Raw genomic sequence first — 19733 nt, 5'->3', positions numbered from 1 at the left:
GCAGAAGATGATTTCCACACAATAAAAAAGGCCAACGCTATGCGTTGGCCTTTTTTATTTTGGGCGTCGTACCTGGATCAGAAATCCAGGTTAGACACTGCCAGGGCATTGCTCTCGATGAAGTCACGGCGAGGTTCGACCGCATCACCCATCAGGGTGTTGAAGATCTGGTCTGCGCCGATGGCGTCCTCGATGGTTACGCGCAGCATACGACGCTGAGCTGGGTCCATGGTGGTTTCCCACAGCTGATCCGGGTTCATTTCGCCCAGACCTTTGTATCGCTGGATCGTGTGGCGCTTGGTGCTTTCCGCCATCAACCAGTCCAGGGCTTCCTTGAACTCCTTGACCGCTTTCTTACGCTCGCCACGCTGAATATAAGCACCGTCGTCCAGCAGGGTGCTCAGTTGCGCGCCGAGGGTCACAACGGTCTTGTAGTCGTTGCTGCCGAAGAAGTCGCGGTTGAAGGTGACGTAGTTCGACAGGCCGTGGGAGATCAATTCGACCTCTGGCAGCCAGACGTTACGTTCACGGTCTTCACGCAGGCTGGCTTTGTACACCAGGCCGGATTTTTCGACAGTGCGCAGGCGCACTTCGTACTGGGCCAGCCATTCCTGCATGTGTGCGTGGTCGCCCAACTGCTCCAGGCTTACGGACGGCAGGTAGATGAAGTGCTCGGTCAATTCCTGTGGGTACAGGCGCGACAGGCGCTTGAGTGTCTTCATCACCATACGGAAGTCGTTAACCAGACGCTCCAGCGCCTCGCCGGAGATCCCCGGGGCTTCGTCGTTCAAGTGCAGGCTGGCATCTTCCAGGGCCGACTGCGTCATGTACTCTTCCATGGCGTCGTCGTCTTTGATGTATTGCTCTTGCTTGCCTTTCTTCACTTTGTACAACGGCGGCTGGGCGATGTAGATGTAGCCACGCTCGATCAGCTCGGGCAACTGACGGAAGAAGAAGGTCAGCAGCAGGGTACGGATGTGCGAACCGTCGACGTCAGCATCGGTCATGATGATGATGTTGTGATAGCGAAGCTTGTCGATGTTGTACTCGTCTCGGCCAATACCGCAGCCGAGTGCCGTGATCAAGGTGCCGACTTCCTGGGAGGAAATCATCTTGTCGAAACGAGCCTTTTCGACGTTGAGGATCTTACCCTTCAACGGCAGGATGGCCTGGGTGCGACGGTTACGACCCTGCTTGGCGGAACCGCCAGCAGAGTCACCCTCCACCAGGTACAGTTCGGAGAGGGCAGGGTCCTTCTCCTGGCAGTCAGCCAGTTTGCCTGGCAAGCCGGCAATATCCAGCGCACCTTTACGGCGGGTCATCTCACGGGCTTTACGCGCCGCTTCACGGGCACGTGCGGCGTCGATCATCTTGCCGACAACCAGCTTGGCTTCGTTCGGGTTTTCCAGCAGGAAGTCGGAGAAGTACTTACCCATCTCCTGTTCAACCGCAGTTTTCACTTCGGAAGACACCAGCTTGTCTTTGGTCTGGGAGCTGAACTTAGGGTCCGGCACTTTCACCGAGATGATTGCGGTCAGGCCTTCACGGGCATCGTCACCGGTGGTGGCGACCTTATGCTTCTTCGCCAGGCCTTCGGCTTCGATATAGGTGTTCAGGTTACGCGTCAGCGCCGAACGGAAACCCACCAGGTGAGTACCACCGTCACGCTGTGGAATGTTGTTGGTGAAGCACAACAGGTTCTCGTTGAAGCTGTCGTTCCATTGCAGGGCGATTTCCACGCCGATGCCGTCTTCACGCTGGATGTTGAAGTGGAACACCTGGTTGACCGCAGTCTTGTTGGTGTTCAGGTATTCAACGAACGCACGCAAGCCACCTTCGTATTTGAACAGCTCTTCCTTGCCGCTGCGCTCATCCTTGAGGACGATGCCGACACCGGAGTTGAGGAAGGACAATTCACGAATCCGCTTGGCCAGGATGTCCCAGCTGAAGTGGATGTTCTTGAAGGTATCAGCCGAGGGCTTGAAGTGGATCTGGGTACCAGTGGTTTCGCTGTCGCCAACGATTTTCATCGGTTCCTGCGGTACACCGTGGACGTAGGTCTGCTCCCAGATCTTGCCACTGCGGCGAACCGTCAGGATCAGCTCTTCGGACAGAGCGTTCACCACCGACACACCCACACCGTGCAGACCACCGGAGACTTTGTAGGAGTTGTCGTCGAACTTACCACCGGCGTGGAGCACGGTCATGATGACCTCTGCCGCCGAAACACCTTCTTCTTTGTGCACATCTACCGGGATGCCGCGACCGTTATCGCGCACGGTAATGGATTCGTCCGGATGGATGATGATGCTGATGTCGTCGCAGTGACCGGCCAAAGCTTCGTCGATGGAGTTGTCGACCACCTCGAACACCATGTGGTGCAGACCGCTACCGTCATCAGTGTCGCCAATGTACATACCGGGACGTTTGCGTACGGCATCCAAACCTTTCAGCACTTTAATGCTGGTCGAGTCGTACGTGTTTTCTTCGCTCATGCCTTCACTCCCGATGGTCGTGGGTCTGGGTGATACGGCCTTGTTCCACGTGGAACAAAGCGACTGGCGTTTCCGTCTGCCAGCCTTCCCTCAATAATTCGTGGTCTACACAGGTGATAAACACCTGGCAGCGTAAATCTTCCAACAAGCGGCATAACGCACGGCGGTGTTGCTCGTCGAGTTCAGACGGCAAGTCATCCACCAGATAAATACACTGACCACGTCGGGCTTGGCTAACCAGATGCCCCTGGGCGATCCGCAGTGCACACACCACCAACTTCTGCTGGCCGCGGGACAAGATATCCGCAGCATTGTGTGCGCCTAATCTAAGACGCAAATCAGCCCGTTGGGGTCCGGCCTGGGTATGGCCAATTTGCTGATCCCGCTGCAGGGACGTCGCGAGCACTGCACTCAGCTCACGGTCTTTGTCCCAGCCACGGTAGTAACTCAGCGTCAGCCCCTCGAGATCCAACAACTCACTCAAGGTCTGCTCAAAGACTGGTTTCAAGGCTTTGATATAGGCACGGCGGTATTCATCTATTTCATCGCTGGCCAGGCACAATTCCCGGTCCCAGGCCGCTTGCGAAGCGGCGTCAAGTGTACCATGCCGCAGCCATGAGTTCCGCTGCCGCAGGGCCTTCTGCAGGCGCTGCCACGTGGCCATGAATCGCGGTTCCACGTGGAACACTCCCCAGTCGAGGAACTGCCTGCGGATCTTCGGCGCGCCTTCCAACAAGCGGAAGCTGTCAGGGTTGATCAGTTGCAACGGCAGGATCTCTGCCAGTTGTGCGGCACTGCGAGCATTTTGCCCGTCGATGCGAATCTGGAACTCACCGCCGCGATCACGAGAAATCCCCAGGCTGCTGTGCCCACCCTCTGCCAGTTCGACTTGGCCAAATACCGTGCAAGCCAGTTGTTCGTACTGAATCACCGGCAACAAGCGGGCACTGCGAAAGGAACGGGCAAGCCCGAGCAGGTGGATGGCTTCCAGCACGCTGGTTTTGCCACTGCCGTTGGCGCCGTGGAGGATATTGATGCGGGGGGAGGGGGAGAAGGTCACCGGGTGCAGATTGCGCACCGCGGTGACCGAGACGCGACTAAGGGACATCTAGCTTCTGCTGGGCATGATTACAGGCGCATCGGCATAACAACGTAAGCCGAGTCGTCATTATCGGATTCCTGCACCAGGGCACTGCTGTTGGAGTCGGACAGGATCAGGCGAACCTGTTCGGTGGTCATCACACCCAGCACGTCCAGCAAGTAGCTCACGTTGAAGCCGATTTCCAAAGAACCGCCGTTGTAGTCGACGCCCACTTCCTCTTCCGCTTCTTCCTGCTCCGGGTTATTGGCCTGGATTTTCAACTGACCGTTGGCCAGCTGCAGACGAATGCCCCGGTACTTCTCGTTGGACAGGATCGCAGTACGGCTGAACGCTTCACGCAGGGCCTGGCGATCACCGATCACCAGCTTGTCGCCGCCTTTAGGCAGAACGCGCTCGTAATCCGGGAACTTGCCGTCGACCAGCTTGGAGGTGAAGGTGAACTCGCCGGTGGTCGCGCGGATATGGTGCTGACCCAGCACGATGCTGACATTGCCATCCGGCTCGGTGAGCAGGCGCGCCAGTTCGAGAATACCCTTACGCGGCACGATCACCTGGTGACGGTCAGGTTGACCGATATCGGCGCGCATCGAGCACATCGCCAGACGGTGACCGTCAGTGGCCACGGCGCGAATGATGCCTTCCGACACTTCCAGCAGCATGCCGTTGAGGTAGTAACGTACATCCTGCTGGGCCATGGCGAAGCTGGTGCGTTCGATAAGACGGCGCAGTTTGCTTTGCTCCAGGCTGCAGGTCAGTGAGCCCGGGCCTTCTTCCACAGTCGGGAAATCATTGGCCGGCAACGTAGACAGCGTGAAACGACTGCGACCCGCCTTGACCACCAACTTCTGCTCATCAACCTTGATGTCGATCAGCGCGTCGTTCGGCAGGCTTTTGCAGATGTCCATCAGCTTGCGCGCGGGTACTGTGATCTCGCCAGGTTCAGCGGGCTCTTCCAGTTGCACGCGACCGACCAGCTCGACTTCCAGGTCGGTACCGGTCAGGGACAATTGCTGGCCTTCGACCACCAGCAATACGTTGGAGAGCACCGGCAAGGTCTGTCGGCGCTCGACGACGCCTGCGACCAGTTGCAGGGGTTTCAACAGGGCTTCGCGTTGAATGGTGAAATGCATGGTCTAGTCCCTTGCCTTAATAAGCTGCGCTGGTGTCATCAAGTAGTCAGTGTACGCAGCAGGTTCTTGTAGTCCTCGCGAATATCCGCGTCGGATTCCTTAAGTTCGTTGATCTTGCGGCACGCGTGCAAGACCGTGGTGTGGTCGCGGCCGCCAAACACATCACCGATTTCCGGCAGGCTATGGTTGGTCAACTCCTTGGAGAGTGCCATGGCCACCTGACGAGGACGCGCCACCGAGCGCGAACGGCGCTTGGACAGCAGGTCGGAAATCTTGATCTTGTAGTACTCGGCCACGGTGCGCTGGATGTTATCCACACTCACCAGTTTGTCCTGCAATGCCAGCAAGTCTTTCAGGGATTCGCGAATCAGCTCGATGGTGATGTCGCGGCCCATGAAGTGAGAGTGCGCAATGACACGCTTGAGCGCACCTTCCAGCTCACGCACGTTGGAACGGATGCGTTGGGCGATGAAAAACGCGGCGTCGTGGGGCAGATCGACTTTCGCCTGGTCGGCCTTTTTCATCAGGATCGCTACGCGGGTCTCCAGCTCCGGCGGCTCTACCGCAACGGTAAGGCCCCAGCCAAAGCGCGACTTCAAGCGTTCTTCCAGGCCTTCGATTTCCTTCGGGTAACGGTCACTGGTCAGGATGACCTGTTGGCCGCCTTCGAGCAGGGCGTTGAAGGTGTGGAAAAATTCTTCCTGGGAACGCTCCTTGCGCGCGAAGAATTGAATGTCATCGATCAGCAATGCATCAACGGAGCGGTAGAACCGCTTGAACTCGTTGATCGCATTGAGCTGCAGGGCCTTGACCATGTCAGCCACGAAGCGCTCCGAGTGCAGGTACACAACCTTGGCATTCGGGTTCTTCTTTAATAGGTGGTTACCCACAGCGTGCATCAAGTGGGTCTTACCCAAGCCAACGCCGCCATACAGGAAGAGCGGGTTGTAACCATGCTTGGGGTTATCGGCGACCTGCCAGGCGGCCGCGCGGGCCAGCTGGTTGGATTTACCTTCGACGAAGTTCTCGAAGGTGAACGTGCGGTTCAGGTAGCTGGTGTGCTTGAGCGCACCTTCGACCTGCACCGTGCGCTGCTCGGCGCGGACCGGAGCCTGCTGTGAACTGGCACCCGCCATCGGATCGAAGCTGTCGCGGGACGGCTCTTCATTGATAGGCGCGTTGTTCTGCGACGAGGCTTTCGAAGGCGTCTGGGCAACCGGCGCTGGCGAGTTATTAACAGGCGCCACAGGGGCTTGAGCCTGCGAGGCACTCGCTGCGAGCGGAGCATTCGGTGCAGCACGAGGTGCCGAGCTGCGTTTGCTGCCTATTAATAAGGAAAGCACGGGCGCAAGGCCATTGCCGTGTTCATCGAGCAATTCGAGAACGCGGCTCAGGTACTTCTCGTTGACCCAGTCGAGAACAAAACGATTGGGCGCATAGACACGCAACTCGTCGCCTTCGGCTTCGACCTGTAGCGGGCGGATCCAGGTGTTGAATTGCTGGGCAGGCAGCTCATCGCGCAAAAGCTCCACGCACTGCTGCCAAAGTTCCACTGACACGGATATCCCCTAAGTTGAAAGCCGGTGAGGCAAAAACAGCCGCCATTGTAGCGGCCAGCAGCCCACTTATCCACATGTAGGTTGCTCACAGGCCAGCCAAAATCAATGCCTTAACTGCAAAAAATGCGACAGATGGTCTGTGCATAAGCTCTGTGGATAAGCGCGCCTGAGCTCGTTGTACAAGTGGGGTCGAAAGTCTGTGGGTAACTGGCCTGTGGATAACATGCCATTCCACACACAGCTTATCCGACAGCGCAGCACAGGCAGAGCACCGCTTCTCCCCCATGTTGTCATTCTCTGTACAGCACGTGGAATATGGCCTTAAGGCAGTTATCCACAGAGGATGGCCTGCCTAGCTTTTATAAGCTTTACAGAAAAGCTTTAAATAACTTCCTTCTTTATTTTTATATCTATGGCATTGCTCATGGAAGCAGAACGGAAAGAAAAGGTCTGGAGGCCCGTAAAGATCTAATTGAAGGAAAAGCTGGTTGGAAATTGACCTAGAGGCTTGCTTTCTCTAGAATCGCCGGTCTCTTAAAACGGGGGCCATTCCGGCCCGTTGTGGACGAACCAGGTAACAACGCCATGAAACGTACTTTCCAACCAAGCACCATCAAACGCGCCCGTACCCACGGCTTCCGTGCTCGCATGGCTACCAAGAACGGCCGTGCTGTCCTGTCGCGTCGCCGCGCCAAAGGTCGTGCGCGTCTGGCAGTTTGATAATCCGGTACTGGTGGTGAGTCAGGACTTCAGTCGGGAAAAGCGTCTGCTAACCCCCCGGCACTTCAAGGCAGTCTTTGACTCCCCCACCGGCAAGGTTCCGGGGAAAAATCTCCTGCTCCTTGCGCGTAACAACGATCTTGATCACCCCCGTCTCGGGTTGGTGATCGGCAAGAAGAGCGTAAAGCTCTCCGTTGAGCGCAATCGCCTCAAGCGTCTGATGCGCGAATCGTTTCGCCTCCACCAGGACACCCTGGTTGGTTGGGATATTGTTATCGTCGCGCGCAAAGGCTTGGGGGATGTAGAAAACCCCGAATTGATTCAGCATTTCGGCAAGCTCTGGAAACGTCTGGCGCGTACCAACAAACCAGCACCAGCAGTCAGCACCGAAACTGTAGGGGTAGACAGCACCGATGCGTAAACTGGCACTCGTTCCGATCCAGTTTTATCGCTATGCCATTAGTCCTCTGATGGCCAGCCACTGTCGTTTCTACCCCAGTTGTTCCTGCTACGCGTTAGAGGCCATAGAAAATCATGGTCTTCTGCGCGGTGGCTGGCTGACCTTTCGTCGTTTAGGTCGCTGTCATCCGTGGAATCCCGGTGGTTATGACCCGGTTCCACCTATCCCTACCTCCCGTTCTTCTTCGATGGCCGAGTAATCATGGATATTAAACGCACGATCCTGATCGTCGCCCTGGCAATCGTGTCCTACGTCATGGTCCTTAAGTGGAACCAGGACTATGGCCAGGCTGCCCTGCCGACTCAGAATGTTGCTGCCAATGCTGTTCCAGCGGGGCTTCCCGATACAGTAAGTGGCACCAATACTGCCGCCAGTGATGACATTCCACGGGCAGCGGGCGAAACAAAAGCACCTGCCGAAGTTGCAGTTGCCGCAAGCACCGACCTCATCCAGATCAAGACGGATGTGTTGGACCTGGCTATCGACCCGCAAGGTGGCGATGTTGCCAAGCTGACACTTCCGCTGTATCCGCGTCGTCAGGATCACCCGGAAATCCCATTCCAGTTGTTCGATAACGGTGGCGAACGTGTTTACCAGGCACAAAGTGGCCTGATCGGCACCAACGGCCCTGATGCGAGTGCAACCGGTCGTCCGATTTTCTCTGCGGAGAAGAAGAGCTATCAACTGGCAGATGGCCAAGACCAACTGGTCGTGGACTTGAAGTTCAGCAAGGACGGCGTCAACTACATCAAGCGCTTCACACTCAAGCGCGGCCTGTACGACATCGTTGTCACCTATCTGATCGACAACCAGAGCGCCCAGCCTTGGACCGGCGCAATGTTTGCGCAGCTCAAGCGTGACGCCAGTTCCGATCCATCGTCCAGCACTGCGACGGGTACCGCGACTTACCTGGGCGCTGCCCTGTGGACAAGTTCGGAGCCGTACAAAAAAGTATCCATGAAAGACATGGATAAAGTGGCCGAAGACAAAACCAAGGCGCCGATCACCTATAACGTGAACGGTGGCTGGGTAGCCTGGCTGCAGCACTACTTCGTGACCGCGTGGATTCCTCAGCCCGGCCAGAACAATGCAGTACTGGCGCGCAAGGACAGCAAAGGCAACTACATCATCGGCTACACAGGCCCGGCGATGACCGTCGCTCCAGGTGCCAAGGCTGAAACCAGCGCTACGCTGTACGCCGGCCCGAAAAGCCAGGCCGTGCTGAAAGAGTTGTCCCCAGGTCTGGAACTGACTGTGGATTACGGCATCCTGTGGTTCATTGCCCAGCCGATCTTCTGGCTGCTGCAACATATCCACAGCATCGTCGGTAACTGGGGCTGGTCGATCATCTTCCTGACCATGCTGATCAAGGGGATCTTCTTCCCACTGTCGGCCGCCAGCTACAAGTCGATGGCGCGCATGCGTGCCGTGGCCCCTAAACTGGCCGCACTGAAAGAACAACATGGCGATGACCGGCAGAAAATGTCGCAGGCCATGATGGAGCTGTACAAGAAAGAGAAGATCAACCCGCTGGGTGGATGCTTGCCGATTCTGGTACAGATGCCGGTATTCCTGTCGCTGTACTGGGTACTCCTGGAAAGCGTGGAAATGCGCCAGGCACCGTTCATGCTGTGGATAACTGACCTGTCGATCAAAGACCCGTTCTTTATCCTGCCGATCATCATGGGCGCGACCATGTTTATCCAGCAGCGCCTGAACCCGACGCCGCCGGATCCGATGCAGGCCAAGGTGATGAAAATGATGCCAATCATCTTCACCTTCTTCTTCCTGTGGTTCCCGGCTGGCCTGGTTCTGTACTGGGTGGTCAACAACGTGTTGTCGATCTCTCAACAGTGGTACATCACACGTAAAATCGAAGCGGCTACCAAAAAAGCCGAGGCGTAATTTACTCTGTGGATAACCACTCAAGACGCCCCCTAGTGGGGCGTTTTGCTTTCCGTCACTTTTATTCTGGAACCTGCTGATGAGCGCTCCTCGTGAAACCATCGCTGCTGTCGCTACCGCTCAGGGTCGCGGCGGTGTCGGTATCGTTCGTATTTCCGGACCGCTCGCCGGGATTGCCGCGAAGGCCATCAGCGGACGAGAGTTGACGCCGCGCTATGCCCATTACGGCCCGTTCCTCGGCTCTGATGAGGAAGTATTGGACGAAGGCCTGGCCCTGTATTTCCCGGGACCCAACTCCTTCACGGGTGAAGACGTGCTGGAATTGCAGGGGCACGGTGGCCCGATCGTTCTGGATATGTTGCTGCAGCGCTGCCTGCAGTTGGGTTGCCGCCTGGCTCGCCCGGGTGAGTTCAGTGAGCGGGCATTCCTCAACGACAAGCTCGACCTGGCACAGGCCGAGGCGATTGCCGATTTGATCGAGGCCAGTTCTGCGCAAGCTGCACGCAATGCGCTGCGCTCTCTGCAGGGCGCTTTTTCCCTGCGTGTGCATAACTTGACCGAACAGTTGATCAGCCTGCGCATCTACGTCGAGGCGGCGATTGATTTTCCTGAAGAGGAAATCGACTTCCTTGCCGATGGCCATGTATTGGCGATGCTGGATAAGGTCCGTGATGAGTTATCCACAGTCCTGCGGGAAGCCGGGCAAGGCGCGTTGCTGCGAGACGGCATGACCGTCGTGATCGCCGGGCGTCCCAATGCCGGCAAATCCAGCCTGCTCAATGCGCTGGCGGGGCGTGAAGCAGCCATTGTCACCGAGATCGCCGGCACCACCCGGGATATCCTGCGCGAACATATCCACATCGATGGCATGCCGTTGCACGTCGTCGACACCGCCGGTTTACGCGATACCGATGACCAGGTGGAAAAGATCGGCGTGGAACGCGCGCTCAAAGCCATCGGCGAAGCGGACCGGGTACTGCTGGTGGTGGACGCCACCGCGCCGGAGGCTGTGGATCCTTTTGCATTGTGGCCGGAATTCCTCGAGCAACGGCCGGACCCGGCCAAAGTCACCTTGATTCGTAACAAAGCCGATCTGACGGGTGAAGCCATTGCGATGGAAACCAGCGCTGATGGCCACGTCACTATCAGCCTGAGCGCCAAGTCTGCGGGTGAGGGCCTGGAATTGCTGCGCGAGCATCTCAAGGCCTGCATGGGTTACGAGCAGACGTCGGAAAGCAGCTTCAGTGCGCGCCGCAGGCACCTGGAGGCGCTGCGCCATGCAAGCTCGGCATTGGAGCACGGCCGGGCGCAGTTGACCTTGGCGGGGGCGGGGGAGCTGCTGGCTGAGGATCTTCGCCAGGCGCAGCAGCTGTTGGGAGAAATCACCGGCGCATTCAGCTCCGATGATTTGTTGGGACGGATCTTCTCCAGCTTCTGTATCGGCAAGTAGGAGCAGGCTTGCCAGCGATAGCGGCCTGAAGAGCATTTTGATTCTTCAGGCCTTCATCCATCACCAGTTGTACGAAACAGTCCCAAGCAGTGTTCGACTGTCACCCCAGTAGCAGCGGCCCGCGTCGTTGCATCCAGAAACATACTCCTTGTCGAACAGGTTCTTGGCGTTCACGTCCACTGACCAGTGCTTGTCGATCTGATAGCCGACGGCTGCGTCCACCAGAGTGACGCTCCCAGCATCCAGCTTTCCGTACAGGCTTGGCTGGGTGTAAGAAAACGTACTGTCGAAATAGCGCACACCGCCGCCCAGGGACAAGCCCTTGAGTTGGCCATCGAGGAAGCGGTACTTGCCCCACACCGAGGCCTGGTTGCGCGGAACCCCCGTCATCTGATGCCCCTCGACCAGCGAGGTAGCCGAGTCCTTGGTAATACGAGCGTCAGTGTAGGTGTAGGCTGCGGTCACATTCAGGTTGGGCGTGATGTTGCTGTTCACCTCGACCTCGGCCCCTTTGGCCCGGCTTTCGCCCACCTGGCGGTAGCTGTTGGTGGTGGCGTCGAGGTAGGTGTCATCTTCCTTGCGCAAGTCATACACCGACAGGGTCATCGCCGTATCCCAGCCGACCGGTTCGTACTTCACCCCCACTTCGTACTGACTGCTGGTGATCGGCTTCAACGGTGAACCGGCGTTGGAGATCTGCTGTACAGGCACAAATGCGGTGGAGTAGCTGACGTACGGCGTCAGGCCGTTGTCGAACTGGTACATCACCCCGCCCTGGTAGGTAAACTTGCGGTCTTCGGAGCCGGTGTCGCTGGCCTTGTTGACCTTGTCGCGGAAATCACTGTCGACCCAGTCCTGGCGGCCGCCCAGCAGGAACAACCAGTGGTCATACTTGCTCTGGATTTGTGCATAAACACCCTTCATCTGCTGCTCGAGCAAGGTGTTTTGCACAGCCACCGGGGTAAGCGGCTCACGCAGGTACACGGGGTTATACACATTGATGGTGCCGGCGAAGCCTGCGTCCCAATCCTGGTTGAACGAGGTGCGGTCATAGCTGGCGCCGAACAGCACGGTATTTTCCAGGTCACCGACCTGGAATTTGCCTTCCAACTGGTTATCCAGGGAGTAGACCATCGACTTGTTGTAGCGGTCGTAGGCCGTCATGTTCAGTTGGGTGCCGAAACCGCCATTGTTCAATGTGCCCGGCCAGGTTTCGTGACGGTTGATGCGCGATTGCATGTACCGCGAGTTCTGGCGGAACTGCCACTCATCATTGAAGCTGTGGCTGAATTCGTAGCCGCTGCTCCAGGCTTCACGTTCGAACGTATTCCAGTCCGGGTCGCCGAGCATGGTGTGCTTGGACAGCTTTCCGTTCGGATTTGTAAGCAAGGTCCCCGCGGCGGGTAGGCCGAGTTCGAGATTGGTGTGGTCCTTTTGGTAATTGGCCAACAGAGTGAGCGTGTTGAAGTCGTCGAAATTCAGGGTCAGTGAAGGCGCTATATACAGGCGATCATCAGGAACATGGTCAGTCTGCGTATCAGACTTGCGGCCGAGCATCACCACCCGGCCAAGGATATTGCCGCTGTCGTTGAGTGGACCAGAGATATCCACACCCAACTGACGCCGATTATTCGAGCCATAACCGAGCTGCACTTCACCCTGCGGCGTGGCAGTCGGATGTTTGCTCACCAGGTTCACTAAACCGCCAGGCGCGTTTTCACCGTACAGCAGGGAAGAGGGTCCACGGAATATTTCGACCCGCTCCAGGCCATAGGGCTCACTGGTGGTGTCGTACCGATTGCCTTGTACACGCAGGCCATCTCGCAGCAGGCCGTAGCCGTAATCCGTGGCATTGAAACCGCGGATGAAGAACAAGTCACCTGCGAGACCGTCGCCAGCAGCAAAGGGCGGCGCGAAGATACCTGGCACGTAGCCCAATACTTCAGTCAGGGTCTGCGACTTCTGGTCCTTGATGCGCTGGCCGGTGACGACCGATACCGAACGCGGTGTTTCCGACAGAGGCGTGCTGGTCTTGGTACCGATACGGCTGTTTTGCGCTTTGTAGCCCACATCCCCGGCAATCTCCTGATTGAACCCAGCCTGTTGATAAGTGCTGACAGTGGTGGGCGCGAGCGTGAGTTGCCCTGTAGGAATGGCCTGCAGGACATAGCTGCCTGGCGCCTGGACTACCGCTTGTAACCCCGAGTTCTGCAGCAACAGTGCAAAGCCTTGCTCAACCGAATAGTCACCTTCCAGCCCGGTGGTGTTCAAGCGCGCGGTTTGTTGGGGCGGGAAAGACAGAATAACATTCGCCCTGGCGGCAAATTGGCTCAAGGCATTGTCCAGGGGACCAGCCGCAATGGCGTAATGCTGCACCGTGCTGGCGGCCATGGCGTCACTGGATAGCAAAACACCGGCTGTGGCTGCTGTGCCGAGCAGTAGGCTGCACGTCATACCGTGGTAGGAAAGTCGCTGGCGGAGCTTGGTGCGAAGGCGCATAGGTGGGTAAGCCCTGAAGGTGGCGTCGTGATTACCTTTAGGGCCGTGCCAGGTAAAAAAAAGATAACCCCTTGTGAGGATATTTTTTCCGATCAAGCGATTCGCTTCACCGAAACCCAATAGCGAGTGAAGTATTTCACCTGAATGGGCAAGGTTGCCTGCAGATTCGCCAGCACCGCATCGGTGGAATCGAGGCGGAAAGTCCCGGAAACACGTAGGCGTGCACTAGCCAAGTCGCATTTCAGGACGCCCGGACGGTAGCGGGCAAGGTCTTCGATCACATCCCCGAGGCGAGCATCCAATACGATCAGCTGGCCATCGACCCAGGCAGCCTGGGACCCGCTATACGTGTGGCCAAGCCCTACGTTTTGACGATCAAAGTCAGCGCTTTCACCGGCACCGAGCAGTCGAGCATGGTTGGGCCGGTCACCAGGGGCCACACTTACGCGATCCTCCAGAACACCGACACGCGTGGAATCCGGCAACTGGCGCACTGTAAACCGAGTACCCAATGCCTGGACTCGGCCCTGGCGGGTTTCGACATAAAAGGGCGTGTGCCCGCCCAACTTGCCGGTGTGGATAAGTACTTCACCTTCACGCAGCCGGATCAAACGTTGGCGCCCGTCGAAGATCACGTCAATCGCCGTGCTGGTATTCAGATCAATCCGTGTGCCGTCAGCCAATGCGATACGCCGGCGTTCCCCCACAGAGGTCCGGTAGTCGGCCCAAACATTGCCCAGGGAGGTGTGTTGCTGGACATTCCAGCCCAGGCACCCGGTACCGCCCATTACCAGCATCCACTTCAATACCTGGCGACGTTGTTGCGTGGTCGACAATGCCCGGCGGGTGAAATCCTGGGGCAGGGCGCCGAGACTGCGCTGCAATTGCTCCATCTGGTTCCACGCCGCCTGATGGGACGGATCGCCGTTGAGCCATTGTTGCCAGGCAAGGCGTTCAGCAGCCGTAGGCGCTTGGGATTGAAACTGTACATACCAGTGAGCAGCGGCCTCGAAGGTCTTGCGATCGGGGGCGGCCATTACAGGCTGGCCATGATCAGCGAGCATTCAGTCAATGCACGGATCATGTGCTTCTTCACCGTGGTCAGCGACACCTGCAGTTGATCGGCGATCTGTTGATAAGTCAGCCCCTCGATCTGCGACAACAGGAAGATCCGTCGCGTTCGCTCGCCGAGTCCGGACAGGGCTTTATCCACAGCCACCAGCGTCTCGATGATGATGGCTTTGTCTTCCTCACTGATGGCCGTGGCTTCAGGCCGTTCGGCCAAGGTCTGCTTGTAGGCCTGCTCGATGGCATGCCGGCGATAACGATCAATCACCAGGCCCCTGGCGATGGTTGCCAGGTAGTCACGCGGTTCAACGATCTGCGCCGCATGCCGCCCAACCAGAATGCGCACGAACGTATCGTGCGCCACATCGGCTGCATCGCACGCGTTATGCAACTTACCTTTGAGCCACCCGTGCAACCAGGAGTGGTGCTGCTCGTAGATGTTCTGAACCGCAGCCGTGTGTGAAGAAGGGGACATAGGGCATGACAAGCTAGGTTAATGATAATCGCTATTATTAACTACCTGGCTGTTTTCTCACAATAGATCTCTTTTTGACGTGCTCACCCCCGAATAGAAAGATTCGGTTGGCTTCGTCGTGGGCGAAATTCACACCATTGCACGGATTTCTGTGGATTAAGCCCTGTGAATAACCGCCCCTGTGCCCAGTTGATAACAGGGCTCGAAACCTGAGTAAAAACCCCTCTGTGGATAACCACCTGTTTAATCCACAGGCTTAAAGCACTTATCCAAGGGCCTCATTGGCACATGACCACAGACTTTTGAATCGCTGTACACATTGTAAATAAAGGCCTGTAGAGATCTATCCACAGAAACGTTGCCCAGTAGAAATAAACATAAAAACAAAGATTTAATAAATTTCTTTCTTTTAATTTCTATTGTCTGTGATTCATCCACAGCTGGTTAAATTTTGTGCAAAGGGTTCTTTAGGAAGGGCGAAGTCCCTATACTTGCCGCCAAAGCTCCAAAACCCTTTCAACAAACAATTCCTGATTACCTACATAAGCAGGCACGAGGTGCGTGGTGGATTTCCCTTCCCGTTTTGAAGTGATCGTCATCGGCGGCGGTCATGCCGGTACCGAGGCAGCACTGGCGTCAGCACGCATGGGCGTAAAAACCCTGTTGCTGACGCATAACGTGGAAACCCTCGGCGCCATGAGTTGCAACCCTGCCATTGGTGGGATCGGCAAAAGCCATCTGGTCAAGGAAATCGACGCCCTTGGTGGCGTGATGGCCGAGGCTACCGACAAGGGTGGTATTCAATTTCGCGTGCTCAACAGCCGCAAAGGCCCGGCCGTGCGTGCCACTCGGGCCCAGGCAGACCGCATCCTGTACAAAGCCGCGGTCCGCGAAACCCTGGAAAACCAGCCCAACCTGTGGATATTTCAACAAGCCGCCGATGACTTGATCGTCGAACAGGACGTGGTTCGCGGTGTTGTCACCCAAATGGGCCTGCGTTTCTTCGCAGAATCCGTGGTGTTGACCACCGGTACGTTCCTCGGCGGACTTATCCACATCGGCATGCAGAACTATTCGGGTGGCCGCGCCGGTGATCCGCCGTCGATTGCCCTGGCAAAACGCCTGCGCGAATTGCCGCTGCGCGTCGGTCGCCTGAAAACCGGGACCCCACCGCGTATCGACGGGCGTTCCGTGGATTTCTCGGTGATGACCGAACAAGCGGGCGATACTCCGATTCCGGTAATGTCGTTCATGGGTTCCAAGGAGCAACACCCCAAACAGGTGAGCTGCTGGATTACCCATACCAATGCGCGCACTCACGAAATCATTGCCGCGAACCTCGACCGTTCGCCGATGTACTCCGGGGTAATCGAAGGTATTGGCCCGCGTTACTGCCCGTCGATCGAAGACAAGATCCACCGCTTTGCCGACAAGGAAAGCCACCAGGTCTTCATCGAACCCGAAGGCTTGACCACCCACGAGCTGTACCCGAACGGGATTTCCACTTCCCTGCCGTTCGATGTGCAAATCCAGATCGTGCAATCGATTCGCGGCATGGAAAACGCACACATCGTGCGTCCGGGCTACGCCATCGAATACGACTACTTCGACCCGCGTGACCTGAAGTACAGCCTGGAAACCAAGGTTATCGGCGGCCTGTTCTTCGCCGGGCAAATCAACGGCACCACCGGCTACGAAGAAGCCGGCGCCCAGGGTTTGCTGGCCGGGACCAACGCCGCATTGCGTGCACAAGGCAAAGACAGCTGGTGCCCGCGTCGCGATGAAGCGTATATCGGCGTGTTGGTCGACGACCTGATTACCCTGGGAACCCAGGAACCGTATCGGATGTTCACTTCCCGAGCGGAATACCGCCTGATCCTGCGCGAAGACAACGCCGACCTGCGCCTGACCGAAAAAGGCCGTGAACTGGGCCTGGTCGACGATGCGCGCTGGGCGGCCTTCTGCAAAAAACGCGAAAGCATCGAGCTTGAAGAGCAGCGCCTGAAAAGTACCTGGGTTCGCCCCGGGACCGAGCAGGGCGACGCGATTGCGGAAAAATTCGGCACGCCGCTGACTCATGAATACAACCTGCTGAACCTGCTGTCCCGTCCGGAAATCGACTACGCCGGTCTGGTCGAAGTGACCGGCGGCGGCGCCGATGATCCACAGGTTGCCGAGCAGGTCGAAATCAAGACCAAGTACGCCGGTTACATTGACCGCCAGCAGGACGAGATCGCTCGTCTGCGCGCCAGTGAAGACACCAGGCTGCCTGTGGATATCGACTACACCGGTATTTCCGGATTGTCGAAAGAAATCCAAAGCAAGCTGGGGATAACTCGCCCCGAGACCCTCGGGCAGGCTTCACGTATCCCGGGCGTCACCCCTGCAGCTATTTCGCTGTTGATGATTCATTTGAAAAAACGCGGCGCGGGCCGTCAGTTGGAGCAAAGCGCTTGAGTTCGTTGGTCACCTCGCAACACGCCGAAGAGTTATCCACAGGTGCGCGCCAATTGGGCGTGGACTTGACCGAAGCCCAGCACGATTTGCTGCTGGGTTACCTGGCCCTGTTGATCAAATGGAACAAGGCTTACAACCTGACGGCTGTGCGTGATCCCAACGAAATGGTTTCCCGTCACTTGCTCGACAGTCTGAGCGTGATGCCGTTTATCGAAAACGGTCGTTGGCTCGATGTCGGCAGTGGTGGCGGTATGCCTGGCATCCCGCTGGCTATCCTGTTTCCCGAGTCGCAAGTGACCTGCCTGGACAGCAACGGCAAGAAAACCCGCTTCCTGACCCAGGTCAAACTCGAACTCAAGCTGGATAACCTGCACGTTATCCACAGTCGCGTCGAAGCCTTCACGCCTGAGTTGCCCTTCAACGGAATTGTTTCCCGGGCGTTCAGCAGCATGGAGAACTTCAGCAACTGGACTCGTCACCTGGGCGACCGCGACACCCGCTGGCTGGCAATGAAGGGCGTCCATCCAAGCGATGAGCTGTTAGCATTGCCGGCAGACTTCCACCTCGATAGCGAACACGCCTTGGCCGTACCCGGTTGCCAAGGCCAACGCCATCTGCTGATACTGCGCCGCACGGCATGATTGGGAACACAAGCAAGAATGGCTAAGGTATTCGCGATAGCGAACCAGAAAGGTGGCGTGGGCAAAACCACCACCTGCATCAACCTCGCAGCATCCCTGGTTGCCACCAAGCGCCGGGTGCTGTTGATCGATCTCGATCCACAGGGCAACGCCACCATGGGTAGCGGTGTGGATAAACACGGCCTGGAAAACTCGGTCTACGACTTGCTGATTGGCGAGTGCGACCTGGCCCAGGCCATGCACTACTCCGAGCATGGCGGTTATCAACTGCTGCCGGCCAACCGCGATTTGACTGCGGCGGAAGTGGTGCTGCTGGAAATGCAGATGAAGGAAAGCCGTCTGCGCAGCGCGTTGGCACCGATCCGCGAGAACTACGACTACATTTTGATCGACTGCCCACCGTCGCTGTCGATGCTCACGCTTAACGCATTGGTGGCTGCCGATGGGGTGATTATCCCCATGCAGTGCGAGTACTACGCGCTGGAAGGGTTGAGCGACCTTGTGGATAACATCAAGCGTATCGCCGAGCTGCTCAACCCGAACCTGCAGATCGAAGGCCTGCTGCGAACCATGTTCGATCCGCGCCTGAGCCTGATGAACGATGTGTCGGCGCAGCTCAAGGAACACTTTGGCGACCAGCTGTACGACACCGTGATTCCACGCAACATCCGCCTGGCCGAAGCGCCAAGCTATGGCATGCCCGCGCTGGCGTACGACAAATCATCCCGTGGTGCCATTGCCTACCTGGCATTGGCCGGCGAGATGGTTCGTCGTCAACGCCGCAACTCACGCACCGCTGCAGCCCAGCCAACTTAAGGAATCCCCATGGCCGTCAAGAAACGAGGTCTCGGACGTGGACTGGATGCACTGCTGAGTGGTCCGACCGTCACATCGCTTGAAGAACAAGCGGTGCAGGCTGACGAACGCGAGCTGCAGCACCTGCCCCTGGACCTGATCCAGCGCGGCAAATACCAGCCACGCCGGGACATGGACCCCCAGGCGCTGGAGGAACTGGCCAATTCGATCAAGGCCCAGGGCGTGATGCAGCCGATTGTGGTGCGCCCGATCGGCGGCGGCCGCTTTGAAATCATTGCCGGTGAACGCCGCTGGCGCGCCAGCCAGCAGGCGGGCAAGGACACCATCCCGGCGATGGTGCGCGATGTAACGGATGAAACCGCCATCGCCATGGCGTTGATCGAGAATATCCAGCGTGAAGACCTCAATCCCATCGAGGAAGCGATCGCCTTGCAGCGTTTGCAGCAGGAATTCCAGCTGACCCAGCAACAGGTCGCCGAGGCCGTGGGTAAATCCCGTGTCACCGTGTCCAACTTGCTGCGCCTGATCGCGCTGCCGGAAGTCATCAAGACCATGTTGTCCCATGGCGACCTCGAGATGGGCCACGCCCGTGCTTTGCTCGGTCTGCCGGAAAATCAACAGGTTGAAGGGGCGCGACACGTTGTCGCACGAGGGCTCACCGTTCGTCAGACCGAGGCCCTGGTTCGCCAGTGGCTCAGCGGCAAACCTGCACCGGTAGAAACAGCCAAACCTGATCCGGATATTGCGCGTCTCGAGCAGCGCCTGGCCGAGCGCCTGGGCTCTGCGGTACAAATTCGCCACGGTAAGAAAGGCAAAGGGCAATTGGTCATCGGATATAACTCCCTTGATGAGCTTCAGGGCGTCCTTGCCCACATCCGCTGAAACATTTGCTTATGTAGCGCGTGATCGGAAATCACTACCCGGCAGTTGAATAGGGGCAGAACCGCCCCTATACT

16 protein-coding genes are annotated in these 19733 nt (G+C 57.5%); 9 read left to right on the top strand and 7 right to left on the bottom strand.

Translation table 11 applies throughout. From position 1 onward, the window contains the following. Window positions 1-77: 77 nt before the first annotated feature. From gyrB to dnaA, 4 genes are read right to left on the bottom strand one after another with little or no spacing between them, the layout of a single operon-like run. Window positions 78-2495 carry a DNA topoisomerase (ATP-hydrolyzing) subunit B gene (gene gyrB / locus J1N02_RS13570; RefSeq protein WP_027608163.1) on the bottom strand — a complete coding sequence of 806 codons (2418 nt, stop codon included), beginning with the start codon at window positions 2493-2495 and terminating at the stop codon, window positions 78-80. A 4-nt stretch (window positions 2496-2499) separates the two neighbouring features. Continuing rightward, complete coding sequence (gene recF, locus J1N02_RS13565; RefSeq protein ID WP_027608164.1) at window positions 2500-3603, bottom strand: DNA replication/repair protein RecF; 1104 nt, start codon at window positions 3601-3603, stop codon at window positions 2500-2502. Between the two features lie 20 nt (window positions 3604-3623). After that, complete coding sequence (dnaN, locus tag J1N02_RS13560; RefSeq protein WP_005783345.1) at window positions 3624-4727, bottom strand: DNA polymerase III subunit beta; 1104 nt, start codon at window positions 4725-4727, stop codon at window positions 3624-3626. 38 nt (window positions 4728-4765) lie between these two features. Beyond that, window positions 4766-6286, bottom strand: coding sequence for a chromosomal replication initiator protein DnaA (dnaA, locus tag J1N02_RS13555; RefSeq protein ID WP_027608165.1), 1521 nt, complete (start codon window positions 6284-6286; stop codon window positions 4766-4768). Between the two features lie 585 nt (window positions 6287-6871). Here dnaA and rpmH point away from each other — a divergent pair. The 5 genes from rpmH (at window position 6872) to mnmE (ending at window position 10821) form a co-directional block, all read left to right on the top strand. Next, the gene (rpmH, locus tag J1N02_RS13550; protein WP_003213577.1) at window positions 6872-7006 is read left to right on the top strand and encodes a 50S ribosomal protein L34; all 135 of its coding nucleotides are present in this window, start codon (window positions 6872-6874) and stop codon (window positions 7004-7006) included. Window positions 7007-7022: 16 nt separating this feature from the next. Continuing rightward, complete coding sequence (rnpA, locus tag J1N02_RS13545) at window positions 7023-7427, top strand: ribonuclease P protein component (RefSeq protein WP_053128141.1); 405 nt, start codon at window positions 7023-7025, stop codon at window positions 7425-7427. Next, window positions 7420-7665, top strand: a complete 246-nt coding sequence (gene yidD / locus J1N02_RS13540) for a membrane protein insertion efficiency factor YidD (protein ID WP_010207715.1) — start codon at window positions 7420-7422, stop codon at window positions 7663-7665. Before rnpA ends, yidD begins: the two co-directional genes overlap by 8 nt. Before the next feature lie 2 nt (window positions 7666-7667). Continuing rightward, entirely contained in the window at window positions 7668-9371 is a 1704-nt protein-coding gene (yidC, locus tag J1N02_RS13535; RefSeq protein WP_027608166.1) for a membrane protein insertase YidC, read from the top strand. A gap of 79 nt (window positions 9372-9450) precedes the next feature. Continuing rightward, window positions 9451-10821: a tRNA uridine-5-carboxymethylaminomethyl(34) synthesis GTPase MnmE gene (gene mnmE, locus J1N02_RS13530; protein WP_043293853.1), complete on the top strand. Its 1371-nt coding sequence runs from the start codon at window positions 9451-9453 to the stop codon at window positions 10819-10821. Between the two features lie 60 nt (window positions 10822-10881). Here the strand turns inward: mnmE and J1N02_RS13525 are convergent, their stop codons facing one another. The 3 genes from J1N02_RS13525 to J1N02_RS13515 form a co-directional block, all read right to left on the bottom strand. Beyond that, on the bottom strand, window positions 10882-13320 hold the full coding sequence (locus J1N02_RS13525; protein ID WP_098480674.1) for a TonB-dependent siderophore receptor: 2439 nt from the start codon (window positions 13318-13320) through the stop codon (window positions 10882-10884). Window positions 13321-13412: 92 nt separating this feature from the next. Beyond that, window positions 13413-14357, bottom strand: coding sequence for a FecR domain-containing protein (locus J1N02_RS13520; RefSeq protein WP_421147407.1), 945 nt, complete (start codon window positions 14355-14357; stop codon window positions 13413-13415). Further along, the gene (locus J1N02_RS13515) at window positions 14357-14863 is read right to left on the bottom strand and encodes a sigma-70 family RNA polymerase sigma factor (RefSeq protein ID WP_027608171.1); all 507 of its coding nucleotides are present in this window, start codon (window positions 14861-14863) and stop codon (window positions 14357-14359) included. Before J1N02_RS13515 ends, J1N02_RS13520 begins: the two co-directional genes overlap by 1 nt. Window positions 14864-15427: 564 nt before the next feature. Between J1N02_RS13515 and mnmG the strand changes: the two genes are divergently transcribed. Genes mnmG through J1N02_RS13495 form a run of 4 tightly spaced genes read left to right on the top strand, consistent with a single transcriptional unit; the run spans window position 15428 to window position 19659 of the window. Continuing rightward, complete coding sequence (gene mnmG / locus J1N02_RS13510) at window positions 15428-17320, top strand: tRNA uridine-5-carboxymethylaminomethyl(34) synthesis enzyme MnmG (RefSeq protein ID WP_027608172.1); 1893 nt, start codon at window positions 15428-15430, stop codon at window positions 17318-17320. Next, complete coding sequence (gene rsmG / locus J1N02_RS13505) at window positions 17317-17961, top strand: 16S rRNA (guanine(527)-N(7))-methyltransferase RsmG (protein WP_421147406.1); 645 nt, start codon at window positions 17317-17319, stop codon at window positions 17959-17961. Before mnmG ends, rsmG begins: the two co-directional genes overlap by 4 nt. 18 nt (window positions 17962-17979) lie before the next feature. Then, entirely contained in the window at window positions 17980-18777 is a 798-nt protein-coding gene (locus J1N02_RS13500; protein ID WP_016978715.1) for a ParA family protein, read from the top strand. Window positions 18778-18786: 9 nt separating this feature from the next. Then, complete coding sequence (locus J1N02_RS13495; protein WP_027608174.1) at window positions 18787-19659, top strand: ParB/RepB/Spo0J family partition protein; 873 nt, start codon at window positions 18787-18789, stop codon at window positions 19657-19659. The last annotated feature ends 74 nt before the right edge of the window (window positions 19660-19733 follow it).

The organism is Pseudomonas sp. NFX5, from assembly GCF_049132125.1.
In the GTDB taxonomy this organism is placed as follows: Bacteria; Pseudomonadota; Gammaproteobacteria; order Pseudomonadales; family Pseudomonadaceae; genus Aquipseudomonas; species Aquipseudomonas marginalis.
This window is presented reverse-complemented; position numbering and strand designations above follow the sequence as displayed.